Origin of the sequence: Natrinema salaciae (assembly GCF_900110865.1) — an archaeon.
Classification (GTDB): domain Archaea; phylum Halobacteriota; class Halobacteria; order Halobacteriales; family Natrialbaceae; genus Natrinema; species Natrinema salaciae.
Map to the genome: position 1 here is coordinate 542930 of NZ_FOFD01000002.1, position 18120 is coordinate 561049.

The 18120-nt window shown below is 66.3% G+C and carries 16 protein-coding genes; 4 read left to right on the top strand and 12 right to left on the bottom strand.

The features are described 5' to 3' along the window. Positions 1 to 134: 134 nt before the first annotated feature. From cbiG to BMX07_RS24335, 7 genes are all read right to left on the bottom strand, one after another. Entirely contained in the window at positions 135 to 1133 is a 999-nt protein-coding gene (cbiG, locus tag BMX07_RS07940; protein ID WP_090616553.1) for a cobalt-precorrin 5A hydrolase, read from the bottom strand. A gap of 120 nt (positions 1134 to 1253) precedes the next feature. Next, positions 1254 to 2150: a cobalt-precorrin-4/precorrin-4 C(11)-methyltransferase gene (locus BMX07_RS07945; RefSeq protein ID WP_090616555.1), complete on the bottom strand. Its 897-nt coding sequence runs from the start codon at positions 2148 to 2150 to the stop codon at positions 1254 to 1256. Continuing rightward, positions 2147 to 2965: a cobalt-factor II C(20)-methyltransferase gene (locus tag BMX07_RS07950; RefSeq protein WP_090616557.1), complete on the bottom strand. Its 819-nt coding sequence runs from the start codon at positions 2963 to 2965 to the stop codon at positions 2147 to 2149. Before BMX07_RS07950 ends, BMX07_RS07945 begins: the two co-directional genes overlap by 4 nt. After that, on the bottom strand, positions 2962 to 3579 hold the full coding sequence (cbiT, locus tag BMX07_RS07955) for a precorrin-6Y C5,15-methyltransferase (decarboxylating) subunit CbiT (protein ID WP_090616559.1): 618 nt from the start codon (positions 3577 to 3579) through the stop codon (positions 2962 to 2964). Before cbiT ends, BMX07_RS07950 begins: the two co-directional genes overlap by 4 nt. Positions 3580 to 3809: 230 nt before the next feature. After that, positions 3810 to 4592 (bottom strand): beta-ketoacyl-ACP reductase, encoded by a 783-nt coding sequence (locus BMX07_RS07960; protein ID WP_090616561.1) that lies wholly within the window; start codon positions 4590 to 4592, stop codon positions 3810 to 3812. A gap of 128 nt (positions 4593 to 4720) precedes the next feature. Beyond that, entirely contained in the window at positions 4721 to 6034 is a 1314-nt protein-coding gene (locus tag BMX07_RS07965; protein WP_090616563.1) for a cobyrinic acid a,c-diamide synthase, read from the bottom strand. Between the two features lie 126 nt (positions 6035 to 6160). Then, positions 6161 to 6325, bottom strand: a complete 165-nt coding sequence (locus BMX07_RS24335) for a hypothetical protein (RefSeq protein WP_175480085.1) — start codon at positions 6323 to 6325, stop codon at positions 6161 to 6163. Between the two features lie 283 nt (positions 6326 to 6608). On the opposite strand from BMX07_RS24335, the gene BMX07_RS23690 reads away from it, so the two are divergent. Further along, positions 6609 to 6869, top strand: coding sequence for a HalOD1 output domain-containing protein (locus BMX07_RS23690; RefSeq protein ID WP_139210841.1), 261 nt, complete (start codon positions 6609 to 6611; stop codon positions 6867 to 6869). Between the two features lie 30 nt (positions 6870 to 6899). Here BMX07_RS23690 and BMX07_RS07970 read toward each other — a convergent pair whose 3' ends face one another. Next, on the bottom strand, positions 6900 to 7217 hold the full coding sequence (locus tag BMX07_RS07970) for a DUF7344 domain-containing protein (RefSeq protein WP_139210842.1): 318 nt from the start codon (positions 7215 to 7217) through the stop codon (positions 6900 to 6902). A 584-nt stretch (positions 7218 to 7801) separates the two neighbouring features. On the opposite strand from BMX07_RS07970, the gene BMX07_RS07980 reads away from it, so the two are divergent. Continuing rightward, the gene (locus BMX07_RS07980) at positions 7802 to 7984 is read left to right on the top strand and encodes a hypothetical protein (RefSeq protein ID WP_090616570.1); all 183 of its coding nucleotides are present in this window, start codon (positions 7802 to 7804) and stop codon (positions 7982 to 7984) included. Positions 7985 to 8011: 27 nt separating this feature from the next. Here the strand turns inward: BMX07_RS07980 and BMX07_RS25065 are convergent, their stop codons facing one another. The 4 genes from BMX07_RS25065 to cobN form a co-directional block, all read right to left on the bottom strand. Next, positions 8012 to 8398: a methyltransferase family protein gene (locus tag BMX07_RS25065; protein ID WP_245742075.1), complete on the bottom strand. Its 387-nt coding sequence runs from the start codon at positions 8396 to 8398 to the stop codon at positions 8012 to 8014. A gap of 332 nt (positions 8399 to 8730) precedes the next feature. After that, positions 8731 to 9531, bottom strand: a complete 801-nt coding sequence (locus BMX07_RS07990; RefSeq protein WP_090616572.1) for a cobalt-precorrin-7 (C(5))-methyltransferase — start codon at positions 9529 to 9531, stop codon at positions 8731 to 8733. Next, positions 9528 to 10304, bottom strand: a complete 777-nt coding sequence (locus BMX07_RS07995) for a precorrin-8X methylmutase (protein ID WP_090616574.1) — start codon at positions 10302 to 10304, stop codon at positions 9528 to 9530. Before BMX07_RS07995 ends, BMX07_RS07990 begins: the two co-directional genes overlap by 4 nt. Further along, the gene (gene cobN, locus BMX07_RS08000; protein WP_090616576.1) at positions 10297 to 14205 is read right to left on the bottom strand and encodes a cobaltochelatase subunit CobN; all 3909 of its coding nucleotides are present in this window, start codon (positions 14203 to 14205) and stop codon (positions 10297 to 10299) included. The genes BMX07_RS07995 and cobN overlap by 8 nt, the downstream gene beginning before the upstream one ends. A 34-nt stretch (positions 14206 to 14239) precedes the next feature. Between cobN and BMX07_RS08005 the strand changes: the two genes are divergently transcribed. Together BMX07_RS08005 and BMX07_RS08010 are read left to right on the top strand one after the other, a co-directional pair. Beyond that, entirely contained in the window at positions 14240 to 16438 is a 2199-nt protein-coding gene (locus tag BMX07_RS08005; protein ID WP_090616579.1) for a VWA domain-containing protein, read from the top strand. A gap of 61 nt (positions 16439 to 16499) precedes the next feature. Beyond that, a complete protein-coding gene (locus BMX07_RS08010; protein WP_090616581.1) occupies positions 16500 to 18089 on the top strand; it encodes a uracil-xanthine permease family protein in 1590 nt (529 codons plus the stop codon). Positions 18090 to 18120 lie beyond the last annotated feature (31 nt).

Sequence of the window (18120 nt, forward strand, 5' to 3'; positions counted from 1 at the left end):
CGCTCATTTAACGATAAAGCTAGTGGCCACTAGCTATCAAGACATCACAACTCGAGCAATCCGACGAGAGACCAGAACGAACGCGATGAATTATAAATTCCCCATCATGTCGGAACAGCGACCCGTCCCTTCGATTACCGTCCGATCGCCACCGTCACCTCGTTTTCGTAACTGATCTTCTCGAGGAGTAGTTCCTGTTCGGCACCGCCCGCGATTGCGGAGGCTTCAGAGACCCCGGGCCAGCCGATCAGCTCCTTCGATTTGGAGGGCGTCGGCCCCTCGTGTGCGAGCAGGGTTTCCTTGTCGAACGCGACCACGCCGAGGTCGAGTTCCTGGGCGGCCGCGAGCAGTCCCTCCTCGTCTTCCTTCCGGGTCGCGGTGCCGACGAACTCCACGTCCTCGAAGTCGTACTCCGTTTGCTCGAGGGCTTCCTCCCAGGCCTCGAGGAACGCGTCCTTGCTCGCACCGGAGACGCTGCCGGTGCCGAGGACGACGCCGTCGTCCTTGTTGCGTTTGAGAACCGTCACGTCGTCGCCGACGAGGACGGCGTTCGGCCCGTCGAGTCGGGCCACGGGACCGAGGGTCTCGTCGAGGACGGCGAGGTTCGTCTTGACCGTCGAGTCGCCGTTGACGACGTGGGTGTCCATCGCCTTCGCACGGGACTCGACGCCCTGCTTGCCCGCGGCCTCGCTCGCGGTGGTCATCGCCGGCACGGCACCCATCGTCGCGAGGTCCTGTGCGACCTGGTTCGCGCCGTGGTGGCCGCCCGTGATCGGGATGGCCCAGGTGAGTTCCTCGTCGACGACGCAGATCGCGGGGTCCTCCCACTTGTCGTCGAGCAAGTGGGCCGTCTTCCGCATCGCGATCCCCGAGGCCATCAGGCCGATGAAGCAGTCGTACTCGCCCCAGTGCTCCTCGAAGACGTCGCCATGGTACTCGATGATGTCGATCGCCTCGTAGCGATCACCGATCTCCGATTTGATCTCCTCGGCGGTGTCCATCTTCCGGCCGAAGGAGATGATCGCGATCTCCTCGGCGACTTCGCCGTCCGAATCCGGCGTAGAACAGTGTCCGCCGTCGGAATTCGATCCCGAATCGTCCGTCGTATCCGCGTTCTCAGTTCCTGAACTCATTGTTTGATGTCTCTCGTACCGACATTGGCCTGTCCACACTCTACGAACCCGTCCAGACCACCGACCGGTCGAGCGAGGCAGGGGCTTTCATCGCGGTTGCGGTAGTGACTCCGAGTCATCTCAGTCGTCACCCGCCTCCGTCTCGCTGGACTCTCCCGACGATCCTCGATTCGCCCAGTCCCCGTAGAGGAACGAGCGCTCGTAGCCCGCGCCGGTCACGGCGTCGCCGATGACGACCAGCGCCGAGGCGCGGTAGCCGGCCTCCTCGACCTTGTCCGCGATGTCGCCGATCGAGCCGACGATCACGTCCTCGTCCGGCCACGAGGCGTGGTAGATCACCGCGACCGGCGTGTCGGGGTCGTGGTCGTCCTCGAGCAGCCGATCCATCGTATCCCGGACCGCGTGGGTTCCGAGGTAGATGCAGGTCGTCACGTCGCCCATCTCCACGAAGTCGGAGATGTGGTCCTCCTCCGGCGTCAGGGTCTTGCCCTGGGGTCGGGTGAACGCGACGTGGTTCGAGACCTCGTTGAGCGTCAGTTGCGTCCGCAGCGTCGCGCTCGCCGCGAACGCCGACGTGACGCCCGGTACGAAGTAGGTCGGCACGCCCTCGTGTTCCAGTGCGTCCATCTGCTCGATCGCGGCCCCGTAGATGGCCGGATCGCCGCTGTGGAGCCGGACCACGTCGTCGCCGTCCTCGTAGGCGTCCCGCATCAGGGGGATCAGCTCCTCGAGGTCCTTCCCGACCGAGTTGACGAGGTCCGCGTGGCCGCAGTACTCGTCGAGGAGTTCGCTGTTGACCAGCGATCCCGCGTGAACCACGAGGTCGGCCGCCTCGAGCAGTTCCGCCCCGGCGACGGTCAGCAGTCGCGGGTTGCCGGGACCGGCACCGACGAAGGGGACCCCCTCCTGCTCGTCGCCGGCGCTGTGCTCGAAGATCCGGTCGTCCAGTTCCTCGCGGCGGCGCTCGCCGCGCGAGTCGATCGCCTCCTGCGGATCGGTCGGCGTCTCGTCGCTCATCGGTGGCCTCCGCAGTCGCCGCCCTCACAGCCCTCGGCGCGCTCGGCGCGTTCGAGGCCGACCAGCGTCCCGCCGTCGGTGACCGGCTCACCGCTCGTCGCCTCGTCCTCGCTCGAGGAGTCGGCGTCGTCGGTCTCGAAGGCGGCGGTCGCTTGCTCGACCTCGAGTGTTTCTTTCTCGGCGTAGGCGAGCGTGTAGTAGTCGCGCTCGTCGATGTCCGCGGGGTCGTCGGTGACGATCGTCTCGCCCTGTTCCATGAACAGCCGGCGGCCGTAGGTCACGTCGTAGCCGGCCTCGACGAGGCCCTCGTGGGTCGCCGGCGCGTCGGTGACCTTGAAGAGGATCATCCGGTCCGGCCCGGTCGGGCTGTGGCCCGACGCGGCCTCTCGCAGCGAGAGGCCCGCACCGGCTTCGATCTCGACGCCCATCGCCGTCGCGAACGCGGTAACGGCGCTGACGCCGGGAACGATCTCGAGGTCGACGTCGGCGTGAAAGGCGTCGATCGTCCGGCGCAAGTGACCGAAAGTCGAGTAGACGTTCGGGTCGCCCAGCGTCACGAAGGCGACGTCGCCGTCGCGTGCGTTGGGGGCGATCTCAGCCGCGGCCTCCTTCCACGCCGCTCGCAGCTTCTGTTCGTCTCTGGTCATCGGGAAGTCGAGGTCCCCGATCTTCGACTCGTCGACGTGCTCGAGCGCGACCGTTCTGGACAGCCGGCCGGGCGAGTAGACCACGTCGGCACTCTCGAGGACCGCCTTGCCACGGACGGTCACGAGATCGGCTTCGCCGGGTCCGAGTCCGACGCCGTAGAGGGTCACCGCCGGCTCCCCCCGCTTCCGTCAGCGGCGACCTTCTCGCCGCCGTCCTCGTCTTCGTTCGCGTCCGGCGTCGCGCTCCCGACGAGCATGTAGACCGGATTGTCGGAGTCGAAGCTCGTCGCGCCGGCGAGTTCGTAGCCGTGGCTCACCTGGAACTGGACGACCTCCTCGAGGAGGTTCCGCTCGCGGAAGGCCGCCGTCGCCTCGCCCGCGACCTCGAGCCGCGAGACGTTCATCACGATGCGGTCGATCTCGGTTTCGACGGCGTGATCGAGCACCGCCTCGAAGTTGCGGCTTCCGCCCAGAAAGAGTGCGTCGGCGTCGTCGGGTAGCCCCTCGGGCGCTTCAGCGTTGCGAAGTTCGACGTCGGCACGTACCGACCCCTCGTTCGCCGCGAGGTTCCGCTCGGTCGTCTCGACTCGTTCTGTCTTCCGCTCGAGAGCGGTCACCCGCCCGGCTCGCTGTGCGGCCTCGATCGTGACGGCCCCCGTACAGGAGCCGACCTCCGCGAAGTGGTCGTCCGACTCGAGCGCGAGCTTCGATCGGACGACGGCGCGGACCTCCGACTTGGTCGGCCCGGCCTTCGCGTCGTGTGGAAGCGCGATGGGTGGCATCATCCGGTAGGACAGAGTCCGGCCCTAAAACAATTTTGTTTGTGGTAGAACAACTGCGGTTGCCCATATGGGGTTGGAGTAGGACAAGAAGAGTTGTCGAAGGAGAGCGAACAGTTCGCTCGGACCGGAAGTACTGGCGAAAACGACAGCCACGAGTTCGAGCACGGACTCGAGAGCGACGCCGCTCGAGCGGCCAGACCTCGATCCGAATCGACGCCGTCAGTCGATCGTCACCACTCCATGCCGCCGTTGATCCCGAGCACCTGTCCGGTCATGTACTCCGCCTGGTCGCAGGCGAGAAACCGAACCATGCCGACGATGTCTTCTGTCGTCGCGAATCGGCCCAGCGGGATGTCCTCGCGGATCTTCCCCTGTACTCGTTCGGGTACCTTCTCGAGCATATCCGTCCTCGTGAACCCCGGCGCGACGCAGTTGGCCGTCGAACCGTGGCTCGCCAGTTCAAGCGCCAGCGTCCGGGTAAAGGCGAACAGGCCACCCTTCGAGGTCGCGTAGTTCGCCTGCCCGTAGTTACCCTGCTGGCCGACGACGCTCGAGATGTTGATGACCCGCCCGTGATCGGACGCCTTGATGTCCTCGTAGAACGCGTTCGTGCAGTTGAACGTCCCGTTTAGGTTGACGTCGATGACGGTCCGCCAGTCCTCGTAGGTCATGTCCTCGAACTTGCGATCGATCGTGATCCCCGCGTTGTTGATCAGCACGTCGATCTCGCCGAGTTCGTCGCGAACCGCCGCGGCCATCTGTTCGACCTGGTCCGGGTCGGAGATGTCCGCCTGCACGGGGACGGCCGTCTCGCCGTTGGCCTCGATCGTCTCCGTGACCTCGAGGGCGCGGTCTTCGGCGGACCGATAGTTCACCGCGACGTCGGCGCCACAGCGGGCGAGTTCGAAGGCGATCTGACGGCCGATCCCTCTCGAGGAACCGGTGACGAGACAGGTGCGGTCGGTCAGGGGGCGACGCTCCAGCGGTTCGAGTCGGTGGACGGTTTCGGACATACGTTCCACGGTACACCCCCGTTCGTGTTAACTATTTGACTGCGTTTCAGTATCCGTGAATACCCGCCCGTGGGTCACTTCTTTCGGCGCGGATGGACGCGGACGGCGGCGATCCTCGACGTCCGGGTTCAGTTCGCGATCGACTCGAGGAACCGATCGAACGCCCCGCTCTCCGGATGCACGTGGACGTACGTTCCCAGCGACTCGTACTCGGTTAGTCCATCGTGCTCGCCGTCGATGCCGTCCCCTCGAACGGTCTCGAAGGCGAACCGGGCATCGTCGTCGACGTCGGCGCTCGAGTAGTGGAACTCGTGGCCCCGGATCGTCTCGCCGGCGTCGGCGGTCAGCGTCCCCCCGCGAGCCTCGAGTTCGACGTGATCGAGCGCTTGATAGCGGTCGTGCATCGTCACGTCGGCGGGCAGGATGCCGGCCATCTCGCTGCGGTCGCCCTCGGCCGTCGTTAGCGACCGGCTCATGGCCATCAAGCCGCCGCACTCGCCGAGCACCGGGAGCCCGTCGCCGGCGAGGTCGCCGAGTGTCGAAAGGGTGCCGGCCGACTCGAGGTCGTCCGCGTGGAGTTCGGGATAGCCGCCGGGCAGATAGACCGCGTCGCAGTCCGGAACGGGATCGCCCGCGACCGGCGAGAACGCCACCAGTTCGGCCCGGTCGCGGAACCGCTCGACGGTCGCCGGATAGCGGAAGCAGAAGGCGGCGTCGCTGGCGATCGCGATCGTGGCGTCGACCGGCTCCGCGGTCGCGGCGGGCGACGGCGACTCGGGAGCGGGCGGGGCGGTCGCCACGTCGGCCAGCCGCTCGGCCTCGAGCGACTCGGCGGCCTCCCGGAGTGCGTTGCTCGGCAGGGCGGCGTCCGCGCCCATCTCGAGACCCAGATGCCGCTCGGGAATCTCGAGCTCGTCGTTCGGCGGAATTCGGCCGAAGAACTCGAGGTCGTCGGGCAGGGCGTCGCGGATGCCCTGCTCGTGGCGGCCGCCGTGAGCCCGCTGGGCGACGACCCCGGCGACCTCGATGTCGCGACCGATCGTCTCGGCGTACGCCCGGAAGCCGAGCGCGGTCGCCGCGACGCTCTCCATGCCCGCCTTCGCGTCGACCACGAGGACGACCGGTAGCTCGAGGGCCTCGGCGACCATCGCCGTGCTCGAGCCGTCGCCGTCGTAGAGGCCCATGACGCCCTCGACGACGCAGACGTCGCCCTCGCCGCGGCGGTAGTTTCGGCGGAGACCGTCCTCGCCGCAGAGCCACAGGTCGAGCGTGCGGGAAGGCCGTCCCGCGATCGCCTCGTGGTGGCTCGGATCGATGAAGTCCGGCCCCGCCTTGGCGGGCTGAACCGCGTGCCCCGCGTCCTCGAGGGCCTGGATTATCGACAGCGTCGCGACGGTCTTCCCGACGCCGGAGCTGACGCCGCCCAGAACGAATCCGTTCATCGGTCGCCCTCCGAGCACCGACCGGGTCTATCGGCCCGACCGACGCCGTCGATCGTGTGGGACGTAGCCATTGTGGTTGGATTAGAACAAGTGAACTTGAATCCGTCGGTGAGCCCGAAGCCAGGGTCACTCGTCGGCGGGCGTGCGGGTCGCGGTGCGGAGACGGTCACACCGGCGACACCGTTTGGAGTGCGTGTCGAAGCTCTCCCGGAACCGCTCCTCGTCGATCGCTCTCAGACGGGAGGTCGGATCGCGGGCCCCCTTCGCAGTACTCGCAGATACGGTTTCCATGTCCAGCCCACCGCCTGAAGTAGACGGTCGGTGTCGGCTGTGTCGTTACCCGGGCGGAGACCATCCCCATATTTTTGTCAGGTTGGCCTTGTGAACAGGGGATGCAAATTCGTCGGAGAGAGACGTTTGGTATGGCGATAGGGCCTCTGTATTGGCCACTGGCAGATATCGGACCACGGATCGGGAACTGCTTTCGACAGGAGTATCGAAGACTGTCAATTATAAAATGTATTTCGAGTGTATGAGAAACAAGATTTATATACTGTTATAGTACGTTGTATTCATGGGAGAAAGGAAGTCGTTGAGTTTTGAGGTGATAATGGAAGTTGCCGAACAGGAAGGGGTAGGTCCAACAGAAATCGATGTGCCGCTGTATTCAGTTATCGATCCTGAACTCCTTGACCGGTTGGGGTCCGAAAGCAATTCAAAAAACGATACGAATCTCAATATTCAGTTCGAATATTACGGCTACCGTGTCACGATTCGAGGTGAAGATGATATTTCCGTTCGACCATCTCAAGGCGAACAGGATCTCCAACTGTAGCCATTTCACGACGAAGACTGTTCACAAAGATCACTTCCCGTGCGGTATCGCCTTTAATATCTCTTCAACCAAGGTATGGCCCCAATATCGAACTTCCTTCGATTCCGGCTTATAGTCTAGGATACCTATTTCTTTCAGTCTGGGCAGATGGTTGTGATGCAATCCCACTATTATTTCCTCCCTCGATCCGAACTGTGCTTCGCGTCCAAAGAACGACGCATTGATATGATTTGCAATTTCCTCAGTTGAAAACGCCTCGCCATCGTTCATGATCAAATATCTAAGGATGTTTCTGCGTAGATAGCTCTCCATAACCTCTAACGTATCAGTCACTTCTTCTACCGTCATTGCCATTTTCTGACTTTCCCCTCCCATCATAGTTAACGAATGAGTGCTGTCGTATATTAGTTAGCATTCTAAAAATACTATAGAAACTAATTTGATTTATAATATATATTTGAGAGTCGTAACTTCAGCCGATCGGTTCGCTGTCCGCTAGCGATTTCAATCAGCGAGTCCTGTAAAAACAGTTGCATTCCACAGAGCTCGCCGTGATGTGTCCGTATCGACTACTGCTCGTTCCTCGGCACCGTGGGACGGCTCGAGCCGGAGCGACCGCCCGACCGTCGGTGGGCGAGCCGAGCTGAATCGGGTCGGCGCTCCGTTCGGGCGGTCGAATCCGATTCGCGACGCTACGACCTCCCCGCCGAGGCCTCCGCGCGTTCGAACTCGAGTCCCGGCGACGCATCGCGGAACGCGGAACTCTGGAACTGTCGCACCCGGACCGACCTGAAGGACGATTCGATGTCGACCGGAAGGCGACGACGCGACGGGTGCCGAACGGCGAGCGGCGGCCCGGAACGCGCTCGAGTGACAGGGCACCCCACCGACGAACTTAACCGCTCGAGTCGGTTACGACCGCCGGACCAACCATGAACGGGGATCGACCGAATGGGGACGACAGTCTCGAGACCGAACAGCACCTCCGGAAGGCCCTGCAGCACCTGAGCGAGGCTCGCGATGGCGACGACCTCAGGAAAACCAACGCCGTCGCGCTCGAGGAAGTCGCGAACACCGTGTCGACGGTGTTGCACGAATACGAACACGACGAGTGAGGATCTCGCCAGTTCAATGGACAGCCGTCACCAGAGACCTGGAACGAGTCGGTACGGCGTCTGCGTCGCGTACGCGTCGTAGGAGTCGCCCAACTGTTCCCGCGAGTCGCCCAACTGTTCCCGCAGGACGCGCTCTTCGACGCGGATGCGATACCCATACGCGACGAGTCCGGCGACAGTCACGAGGCCGAGGCTCAGCCAGTTGCCGGTGGCGACGCCGGTACCGATCAGCGTCCCCAGTCCGCCGGTGTACGACGGGTGGCGAACCCATCGGTACGGTCCCGAACTGACGACGCGATCGGACGCGTCGACGGACACCGCCACTGAGAAGTACTCGTCGAGCGTCCGAACGGCGTATTGACGGAGGAAGACGCCGCACAGCACGAGTCCGATTCCGATCCAGAACGCCGCCATCGGGCGCGGGAGGTCGGGACGGACACCACTTCGGGAAGGACCGCAGCACCCGCCGTGCCGCCGCCAATGGCCAGCCCGATCGCGCGCTTCGAACCGCGATCCTGAGCAGGGTCGGTTCGACCGCGGTGTCGAAATCCGATGCGCAGGTCCGAGGCGGCCCAGAGTCCGAGCGCCCCGAAGAAGACGTACAGATACGGTTGCTGAAGATGTATTGATATATTTCCGCATGCGAATCGACCGCTCATAAGTGTTGGTGTCCCATCCACTTCGGGCGAGCCGATCCGGGAGAGAAGCGACGCGAGACGCCGCGGGCGTCGTTCGAAACGCGGCTGCTACGACGGTTCTCCCGCGGCGACCGGTCGTCGGACAGCGAGCACGATCAGATCCGAGAACGGCGTCTCGTCCTCGCCGCACCCGCCAGCGTGGTCCGCCAGTTCGGTCAGCGTGAACCGGTGGATCTGCTCGTCCTCGTGGGTCAGCTTCTCGAGCACCAGCGCCTCGAGCGACGGCTCTGCACCCCGATCGAGCAAGAACCGGGCGATATCGCCGGGCATCCGGTCGTACGGCCGCGGGAGCACCAGCAGGTGACGGTCGTCGACCGCGGTGGCGAGCCGCTCCATGTCCGACTCGAGGTCGCCGCTCTTGTGGAGCGTGACGAACTCGGTATCCTCCATGGGCGTCCGGGCGCGGCTGGCGGCCAGCTGGAGCGAGGAGATGCCGGGGATCACGCGTACCGGGATATCGGGGTCCGCGCGTTCCACGGCGTCCTGCACTTTGCCGACGAACTGGTAGCCCGAGTGGTTGGGATCGCCCATCGCGACCGCCGTCCCGCGCTCGCCGTCGGCGACGCGCTCGCCGAACGCCTCGAGCGCCTCGGCCTCGTCCTCGTAGCCGCAGGTCAGCAGGTCGGCGTCGGTCAGGTCCTCGACGAACTCCACGACCGTGGTGAAGCCGACGATCACGTCGGCTTCGCGGATCGCCCGCTCGCCGCGGGGCGTCAGATACTCGAGGTTGCCGGGCCCGACGCCGACGGCGTAGACCGGCTCGGCAGCGGCTGCGCCGATGGCGGACTCCGGCGCGGCAGCCGCGACCGTCGCCGGGTCAGGTCCCGCGTCGAGGTCGTAGTCGCTCATTCGTCCTCGCGGTCCTCGCTGTCGGATTCGGTTCGAGCCGCTCGAGCCTCGGCCGTCAGCTCGAGCGCGAGTTCGTCGGTCCGGACGTCTTTCGCGACGTGAATCAGTTCGTTCGTCAGCGCCGCGGCGAGTCCGCTGCCGCCGCGGCGGCCGACGTTCGTGATCGCCGGCACGTCGTACGCCTCGCTGACCTGGCGGATGCGCTGGCGGCTCTCCTCGGCCTTGACGAAGCCGACGGGGGTCGCGACGATGGCGGCCGGCCGGGTCCCGTCTTCGATGCAGTCCGCCAGCGCGAACGCGGCCGTCGGCGCGTTCCCGATCGTCGCGATGGCGCCGTCGTAGACGCCGCGCTTGTCGAGTTCGAGCACCGAGGCCGCGGTCCGAGTCATGCCCGTCTCCTTCGCCAGTTCGGCCCCGTTGCCGATCGCCTTGCGCTTCTCGCAGTCGTGGCCGCGGCCGGTGATCCCGGCTTTGGACATCGTGATGTCGGTCACGATGGTCGCCTCGTCGAGGACGGCTCGCGCACCGGCGCGGACGGGGGCGTCCTCGTCGTCGCCGAGCGCGTCGCTGCCCGTGAACTCGATCAGGTGCTGGAACTCGATGTCGCCCATCGAGTGGACCGACTTCTGGCGGACGCGGTCCGCGAGCGTCTCGTCCGGCACGAACTGCCGGACGATATCCATGCTCGTCTCCGCGATGTCCATCGCGTTCTGCGTCGTCGCACCGAGGTCGGCGTACTCCCTCTCGAAGTCCTGTTCGCCGCCGTCAGTCATCGGACGACACCTCCGCATCGGCGTCCGCACCGACGCCCTCGTTGGTCGTCCGCGCCTCGAGGTCGCCCTCCACCGCGAGGTTCAGATCGCGCAGGCGGTCGACCGTCCCGTCGTCGGCGTCCCAGCAGCCGCGCTCGACGGCCTCGAGTAAGGTATCCGTGATGGACTCGAGGGCCCACGGGTTGACGTCGCGCATCCACTCTCGACGAGCGTCGTCGAAGGCGAACTTCTCGGCGACGTCTTCCCACAGCGTGTCGCTGACGACGCCGGTCGTGGCGTCCCAGCCCAGTGTCACGTCGACCGTCGTCGAGAGGTCGCCCGCGCCCTTGTAGCCGTGCTCCTCCATCGATTCGAGCCAGTCGGGGTTGAGCACGCGCGAGCGCATCGCCTTGCGGACCTTCTCCTCGTTCGTGTAGACGTCGACGTTGTCCGGGTCCGAGGAGTCGCCGACGTAGGAGGCGGGTTCAGCGCCCGATATCTCGGCCACCGCCGAGATGAAACCGCCGTGGAACGCGTACCAGTCCGAGGAGTCGAACTCGTCTTGCTCCATCGTGTCCTCGAGTTTGACCGTCGCGTCGACGCTCGAGAGACGGCGCTCGAAGGCGTCGTGGGCGTCCGAGACGCGCCCTCTCGAGCCCATGGCGTAGCCGCCCCACTGGACGTACACATCGGCGAGGTCGGAACGGTCGTCCCAGTTGCCCTCGTCGACGGCCTTGTTCGTCCCGGCACCGTAGCCGCCGGGCCGGGTCGTGAAGACGCGGTGTTTGGCCGCTTTTCGCGCATCCGCTTCGTCGAGGCCCTCCTCGTCCGCGAGTTCCGCCTGCTCTTCCTCGACGTGTTTCTTCACGTAGTTCATCTCGTGCGGTTCGTCGAGGTCGACGACGGCGTCGACCGCATCGTGGATGACGCCCGCCGCCGCGGGGAAGGCGTCCCGAAAGAGACCGGAAACGCGCGTCGTCACGTCGATCCGCGGTCGATCGAGTTCCTCGAGCGGGATCGGTTCCACGTCGTCGATCCGGCCGGCGTCCGTCCACTGCGGTTCGACGCCCATCATCGCGAGGACCTGCGCGATCGTCTCGCCCCGAGTCCTGACGGTGGGGGTCCCCCACGCGACGACGCCGATCTCTTCGGGGTACTCGCCGGTTTCGTCGTGGTGGCGCTCGAGCACGCCCGCCGCGACCTCGCTCCCGACCTGCCAGGCGGCCTTCGCCGGTACCTTGCGCGGGTCGAGCGTGTAGAAGTTCCGCGCGGTCGGCAGCAGGTCGACGCCGCCGCGGGTCGGCGCGCCGGAGCCGCCTGGCGGCACGTACTCGCCCGAAAGGGCGTCGGCGGTCCGTGGAATCTCGTCTTCGGCACCCTGCACGCGCGGCTGGGCCTCTTCACAGATGTACGCCAGTGCGTTCCGGAGGTCGTCGTGTGCGCCCGATTTCGCCCGCCCGTCGCCGATCGTCTCGAGGTCGACGATCAGCAGGTTGACGTTGACCTCGTCGTCGGGCCCCGCCTCGCGCTCCGAGACTGGGATGTCGAAGTCGTGTTCGGCGAGCGTCTCGATCAGCTCGACGCTGGTCTCGTAGACCTCGTCGGCGGCTTCGGCGTAGGTCATTCCGAGGGCCTCGTCGTACTCGCCGGGCGACTCGAGCATCGTCTCGTAGTCGACGCCGAGCGCACCGGCGACGCTCTCGCGCAGGCTCGGCGCGCCGGGGTTCTCGAGGCGTGTGAGCGCGACCAGATACTCTGTCAGGCGCTCGCCTTCCGGCGGCTCGGACATCGTGTGCAGTCCCAGCCGGATCTGGGTCGTCTTCACGTCGGTGAGGTACTCGTGGACGCGTTCGACGAGCTCGTCGACGTCGACCTCGTCGCCCTCGACGTCGCCTTCAGCGAGGGTCGAGCCGGCCTCGTCGGGACCGCGGACGTCCGCCTTCTCGTCGATCGTCCCGGCGATACCGAGTTCGACGGCGAGATCGAGTTCCTCGACTTTCTCGCGGATGAGCGTCTCGAGGTGGTCGCCGTCGTCGGCGCGGGCGTCTTCCATCCCGGCCTCGCGGTACTGATTGGCAAGCTCTTCGAGTTCCGAGAGTTCGTCGTACGTACCGGCGTTTCGCATGACCGGCGTGAGGTAGTCGACGATGGCGGCGTAGGACCGGCGCTTGGCCTGCGTTCCTTCACCGGGGTTGTTGACGATGTACGGGTAGACGTTCGGAATATCGTCGATCAGCTGATCGGGTGCGCTCTCGCCGTTCAGTCCGACGGTCTTGCCGGGGAGCCACTCGAGGCTGCCGTGAGTACCCAGATGGACGACCGCGTCGGTCTCGAACGTATTCCGAAGCCAGCCGTAGAAGGCGTAGTAGTCGTGTGGCGGCTGCAGATCCGAATCGTGGTAGACCTTCGAGGGGTCCATCCCGAATCCGCGGGGCGGCTGCACCGTCACGAGCACGTTGCCGAACTCGACGCCGGGGATGGCGAACGGGCGGTCGGGGACCTCGCCCCACTCCTCGACGATGTTCTCCTGAAAACGCTCGTCGGCATCGGCGAACCACGCTTCGTACGTGTCCGAGGAGACCACGTCGACCGAGAGGTCGCGAACGTCCGCCGGCGCGACCCACCGGTCCTCGAGCGTGAGCTGTGCGGTCAGTTTCTCGACGAGGGTTTGGCCGTCCTCGGGCATCTCGTCGCCCACGTCGTACCCCCGAGCGTCGAGTTCCTCGAGCAGGTTGACCGTCGACTCGGGACTGTCGAGGCCGAACGCGGTCCCGATTCCGTCGTCGCTCGGCGGGTAGTTGTGGAGGACCACGGCGACCTGTTTCTCCTCGTTCGGCGTGTGCCGAAGTTCGGCCCAGTTGACCGCAAGGCGGGTCGCGTGGTCGATCCGGTCCGCGATCGGGAAGTGGTGTTTCGGCGCGGAGCCGATGCCGGCCTCGTCGTCGGTTCGCTCCTTGCCGGAAATCGGGTGCGTGATCACGTTCCCGTCGAACTCCGGCAGCGCGACCGAGAGGGCGAGTTCGAAGCCCATCACGCCCGTATCGCTGGATTCGTAGCGCGAGCGCGAGCGCATCGTGGTGATCGTCTGGAGGACGGGGACGCCGAGGCGGTCGAGGAAGACGTCCTCCGCACTGTTGCCTTCGTCGCTGGCACTGCGACCGCGCTCGTCCATCGAGAGGGAGAACATGAACGAGGAGAGCACGGCATCGACGATGGACCGTCCATCGTCGTCGATCAGCCAAGTATCCGTCACCCATTCAGCGTCTTCCTGCTCGTCCGTCTCCGTCGCCGGGTTGCAGAAGATCGGCAGAGCGTTCGCACCCTGTTCCTCGAGCGCCCGGACCTGCGCGTCCACGTACCGGGTGTTCTCGTGGGTCCAGTGGGACTCGTAGAACCAGACCGCGACCGTCGGCTTGTCGGGGTCGTGCGTCTCGAGCAAGTTCTCGTACTCGATCCCCGGATGGTCGGGGTGGTAGACGCCCTCCGTGGGGAGTTCGGTGGGCTCGTCGTAGTCGACGTCGCGACCCTCGTACTCGGCGGCAAGGAAGCGACACAGGTTCGCGACGTTGATCGTCCCGCCCGTCTCGAGATAGTCGTAGACCCGGTCGCGGTGGGCCGACGAAACCGTCGTGTCCTCGAGCGCGAACGCGTCCCCGGTCGCCTTGACGATCAGCGGGACGCCCGCTTCCGCGAGCGCTCCCGTCGCGTAGTCGTAGCCCGGCATGCTATCTTCGGCACCGTGCAGCCAGAAGATCGCCGCCGCGGCGTCGTGCAATTCCTCGACGAACTCCTCGACGTCGGCCTCGTCCTCGAGATCGCTCTCCGAGCGGACCGCGAGTTCGATACCCTCGAGTCGCTCGGCGGCCTGCCCGATCGAGCCGAGTTCGTTCTCCGTCGCAGTGTATATCCCAATGCGTGTCATCGCGTTTTTAAACCTCTGTTGTATTAGCTCAAGTATGGTTGCAAACGCCGGGGGCAAAAAGCTATCGTCGCTCCCCTTTCCGGCGATCGTCGGACAGGCGGAACTGAAGCGCGTGCTGCTCGCCGTCGCGGCCGACGACGGCCTCGACGGGGCCCTGATCGTCGGCGAGAAGGGAACCGCGAAGTCGACCGCCGTTCGAGCGCTCGTCGACCTCCTTCCCGAGCAGCGGGTCGTCGCGGACTGCCCGTACGGCTGTTCGCCGGACGAACCCGAGTTGCAGTGCGTGGACTGCCGCGAGCGCGATCCCGACGAACTGCCGGTGGAAACGCGACCGGTCCCGCTCGTCACCCTGCCGCTGGGTGCGACTCGAGACCGCGTCGTCGGCACCCTCTCGGTCGAAGACGCGCTGGCCGGGGAGGCCGACTTCGATCCCGGCCTGCTGGCCCGTGCGAACCGCGGCATCCTCTACGTCGACGAAGTCAACCTGCTGGACGACCACCTCGTCGACGTCGTTCTGGACGCCGCGGCGAGCGGCGTCAACACCGTCGAGCGAGACGGTATCAGCGTCTCCCACCCCGCGAACGTCACCCTCGTCGGGACGATGAACCCCGAGGAGGGCGATCTGCGACCCCAGCTTCGGGATCGCTTCGCCCTCCAGGCGACCGTCGAGGGCTGCCGCGAGATCGACGATCGCGTCGAGATCATCGACCGCGCACTCGAGGCCGACGGCGGCAGCGCGTCCGACCCGCGAACCGAGTACGCCGACAAGGTCGAGACCCTCCGCGACGAGCTGGCCGCCGCTCGAGACCGCCTCTCGACCGTTACCCTCCCTGCCGAGTTCAAAGAGCGGATCGCCCGACTCTGTCTCGAGGCCGGCGTCGACGGCCACCGCGGCGACGTCGCGACGGCGCGCACCGCCGTGGCGCTGGCCGCGCTCGAGGGCCGAGAGACGGTCGTCGAGTCCGACGTCCGCGAGGCCGCCACCTACACGCTCCCGCACCGCCTCCGGAGCACGCCCTTCGAGGACGAACCGGACCTCGACGATCTGCTCGAGGATCGGTTCGACGAGGAGTCGTCGGGCGAGGAAGAAGGAGAGGGAGAGGGGGAGGACGGGGGTGATCGAGACGATGCCGGCGAGTCCGACGGCGACGAGGCGAGCGAGGACGAACCGGCCGCCGACTCCAGTGACGGAGACCGCCCCGGCGACAGCGACCGCACCGAGGGGGAGTCCAGTGGCGACGACGACTCGAGCGAGGGCAGTTCCGAACCCGACGGCGACGATGCCGGCGACGGAACCCGGCCCGTCTCGGCCGACCAGTCGCCCACAGACCCCGGCGACGAGCGGTCGGACGACGGCTCGAGCGAGGGGGAATCCGAGTCCGCGGGATCGTCCGGGGACGGGGACGACGAAACCGCCCAGCCGCTGGTCCCCGGCCAGCAACGGGCCGAAATCGGCGAGGCGGCCGCGCCGGATCTCGAGACGCCGACCGCCGACCGCGGCGAGGGCGCGACGGCGACGGGCACGCGTGCGAGGACGACGCCGAGCACCGATAACCGGGGCGCTCGCGTCCGTACCGAACCCGCGTCCGGCGAGGGGCCGATCGACGCCGCGGCGTCGATCCGCTCGGCGGCGGCCCGCGGCGAGTCGCGGGTCCAAGAGCGGGACCTCTGCCGGTCCGTCCGGAGCGGCGAGACGTCGGTGACGATCGTCTTCGCCGTCGACGCCAGCGCCTCGATGCGGCCGGCGATGCGGACCGCCAAGGGCGTCGTCCTCGAACTCCTGCGCGACAGCTACGAGCACCGCGATCGGGTCGCGTTCGTCGCCTTCGCCGGCGAGGACGCCGACGTCCTGCTCCCGCCGACCGACAGCGTCTCGCTGGCCGCCCGCCACCTCAAGGACCTCCCCTCGGGCGACCGGACGCCGCTGCCGGCCGGTCTCGAGACCTCGCGACGGGTCCTCGAGCGCGCCGACACGGACGCGTCGGTCGTCGTCCTCGTGACCGACGGTCGGGCGAACGTCGCGGACGGGAGCCCGACCGACGCGACGCGAACGGCGGCTCGAGCCCTCGCGAGCGACGATACCCGCGTCGTCGTGGTCGACGCCGGCGACGACTCCCGCGCCGGCCTCTCGGAGTTGGTCGCCGGCGAAACCGACGGCGAACTGGTCGACCTCGCCTCGCTGTCGGCCGACACGGTCCGGGCGGCTGCCGAGAGTGCGGTCGACGAACCGTAACGAGGACGAGAGCGTACCAACACCCCTTTGAAGACCCTCGGCCGTTATCCGACGAGAATCGATGACGGGGGACGAGGCAGTCGCCGACGAATCGATCGGTGACACTATCGAATACGGAATCGACGAACAGCCGCCGCTGGGCGAGTCGGTGGTGCTGGGGATTCAGCACTACCTGACGATGGTCGGCGCGAACATCGCGGTCCCGCTGATACTGGCGGGCGCGATGGAGATGCCGCCCGGCGTGACCGCCCGGTTCATCGGCACCTTCTTCGTCGTCTCCGGGATCGCGACGCTCGCTCAGACCACGTTCGGGAATCGGTACCCGATCGTACAGGGCGCGCCGTTCTCCATGCTCGCACCCGCGCTGGCGATCGTGGGCGTCGTGACCGCCGGCGGCGTCTCGGGGCAACCGAGCTGGGAGGCCGCACTGCTGCAGTTGCAGGGAGCGATCATCGTCGCCGCGATCGTCGAGGTCGCGATGGGCTACTTCGGACTGGTCGGGAAACTCCGGCGGTTCCTCTCGCCGGTCGTCATCGCGCCGACGATCGCACTGATCGGACTGGCGCTGTTCAACGCGCCGCAGATCACGACGGCAAACCAGAGCTGGTGGCTGCTCGGCCTCACGCTCGGGCTCATCTTGCTGTTCTCGCAGTACCTCGACGTCAGGCACAAGGCGTTCCGACTCTACCCGGTTATTCTGGCGCTCGTCCTCGCCTGGGTCGTCGCCGCAGCGCTCTCGATAGCGGGCGTGATCGGCACGTCCCATCCGGGATTCGTGGATCTCGGACAGGTGACGGATACCCGATTCCTGCTTCCGATCTACCCCTTCCAGTGGGGAACCCCGCAGGTGACGACCGCCTTCGTCGTCGGGATGTTCGCCGGCGTGCTGGCCTCGATCGTCGAGAGCATCGGCGACTACTACGCGGTGGCGAACATCGCAGGATCGGGCGCGCCGAGCGGGAAGCGGATCAACCACGGCATCGGGATGGAAGGGCTGATGAACGTCTTCTCGGGCATGATGGGCACCGCCGGCTCGACCTCCTACTCCGAGAACATCGGCGCGATCGGCCTGACCGGCGTCGCCTCGCGGTACGTCGTCCAGATCGGTGCCGTCGTCATGCTGTTCGTCGGCTTCGTCGGCTACTTCGGCCAGCTGATCGCGACGATCCCGGATCCGATCGTCGGCGGCCTGTTCATCGCCATGTTCGGCCAGATCGTCGCCGTCGGAATCTCGAACCTGCGCCACGTCGACCTCGAGTCCTCGCGAAACACCTTCATCATCGGCTTCGCCCTCTTCGTCGGGCTGGCGATCCCGGCGTACATGGGCAACTTCGAGAGCACGATCGCGTTCCGCGAAACCGTGGGTCTCGAGTCCGCGACCGAGTCGCTGGTCACCGCGCTCGGCGCCAGCGGGACGGGCACCGCAGCCCCGATCGAGGCCGCCGCGCAGGCCGTCGTCGACACCGTCTACATCATCGGCTCGACCGGGATGGCCGTCGGCGGCCTCGCGGCGCTGTTCCTCGACAACACGATCCCGGGCACCCGAGAGGAACGCGGCCTCGCCCAGTGGGACCGCATCACCGAAGACGAGTCCGAGTTCGAATCGTTCTGGGACCGCTGGGTCGGGGCGGAATCGACCCGCGAAAACTGATCGCCGGCGTCGACTCGAGTGGAGCCCCGTT

What these genes read in the sequence shown, in the direction of transcription:
- cbiG (WP_090616553.1), bottom strand. Translation starts at nt 1,133, where the DNA reads ATGAGTTCAGGAACTGAGAACGCGGATACGACGGACGATTCGGGATCG.
- BMX07_RS07945 (WP_090616555.1), bottom strand. Translation starts at nt 2,150, where the DNA reads ATGAGCGACGAGACGCCGACCGATCCGCAGGAGGCGATCGACTCGCGC.
- cbiT (WP_090616559.1), bottom strand. Translation starts at nt 3,579, where the DNA reads ATGCCACCCATCGCGCTTCCACACGACGCGAAGGCCGGGCCGACCAAG.
- BMX07_RS07960 (WP_090616561.1), bottom strand. Translation starts at nt 4,592, where the DNA reads ATGTCCGAAACCGTCCACCGACTCGAACCGCTGGAGCGTCGCCCCCTG.
- BMX07_RS07965 (WP_090616563.1), bottom strand. Translation starts at nt 6,034, where the DNA reads ATGAACGGATTCGTTCTGGGCGGCGTCAGCTCCGGCGTCGGGAAGACC.
- BMX07_RS24335 (WP_175480085.1), bottom strand. Translation starts at nt 6,325, where the DNA reads ATGGAAACCGTATCTGCGAGTACTGCGAAGGGGGCCCGCGATCCGACC.
- BMX07_RS23690 (WP_139210841.1), top strand. Translation starts at nt 6,609, where the DNA reads ATGGGAGAAAGGAAGTCGTTGAGTTTTGAGGTGATAATGGAAGTTGCC.
- BMX07_RS07970 (WP_139210842.1), bottom strand. Translation starts at nt 7,217, where the DNA reads ATGACGGTAGAAGAAGTGACTGATACGTTAGAGGTTATGGAGAGCTAT.
- BMX07_RS07980 (WP_090616570.1), top strand. Translation starts at nt 7,802, where the DNA reads ATGAACGGGGATCGACCGAATGGGGACGACAGTCTCGAGACCGAACAG.
- BMX07_RS25065 (WP_245742075.1), bottom strand. Translation starts at nt 8,398, where the DNA reads ATGGCGGCGTTCTGGATCGGAATCGGACTCGTGCTGTGCGGCGTCTTC.
- BMX07_RS07990 (WP_090616572.1), bottom strand. Translation starts at nt 9,531, where the DNA reads ATGAGCGACTACGACCTCGACGCGGGACCTGACCCGGCGACGGTCGCG.
- BMX07_RS07995 (WP_090616574.1), bottom strand. Translation starts at nt 10,304, where the DNA reads ATGACTGACGGCGGCGAACAGGACTTCGAGAGGGAGTACGCCGACCTC.
- cobN (WP_090616576.1), bottom strand. Translation starts at nt 14,205, where the DNA reads ATGACACGCATTGGGATATACACTGCGACGGAGAACGAACTCGGCTCG.
- BMX07_RS08005 (WP_090616579.1), top strand. Translation starts at nt 14,240, where the DNA reads ATGGTTGCAAACGCCGGGGGCAAAAAGCTATCGTCGCTCCCCTTTCCG.
- BMX07_RS08010 (WP_090616581.1), top strand. Translation starts at nt 16,500, where the DNA reads ATGACGGGGGACGAGGCAGTCGCCGACGAATCGATCGGTGACACTATC.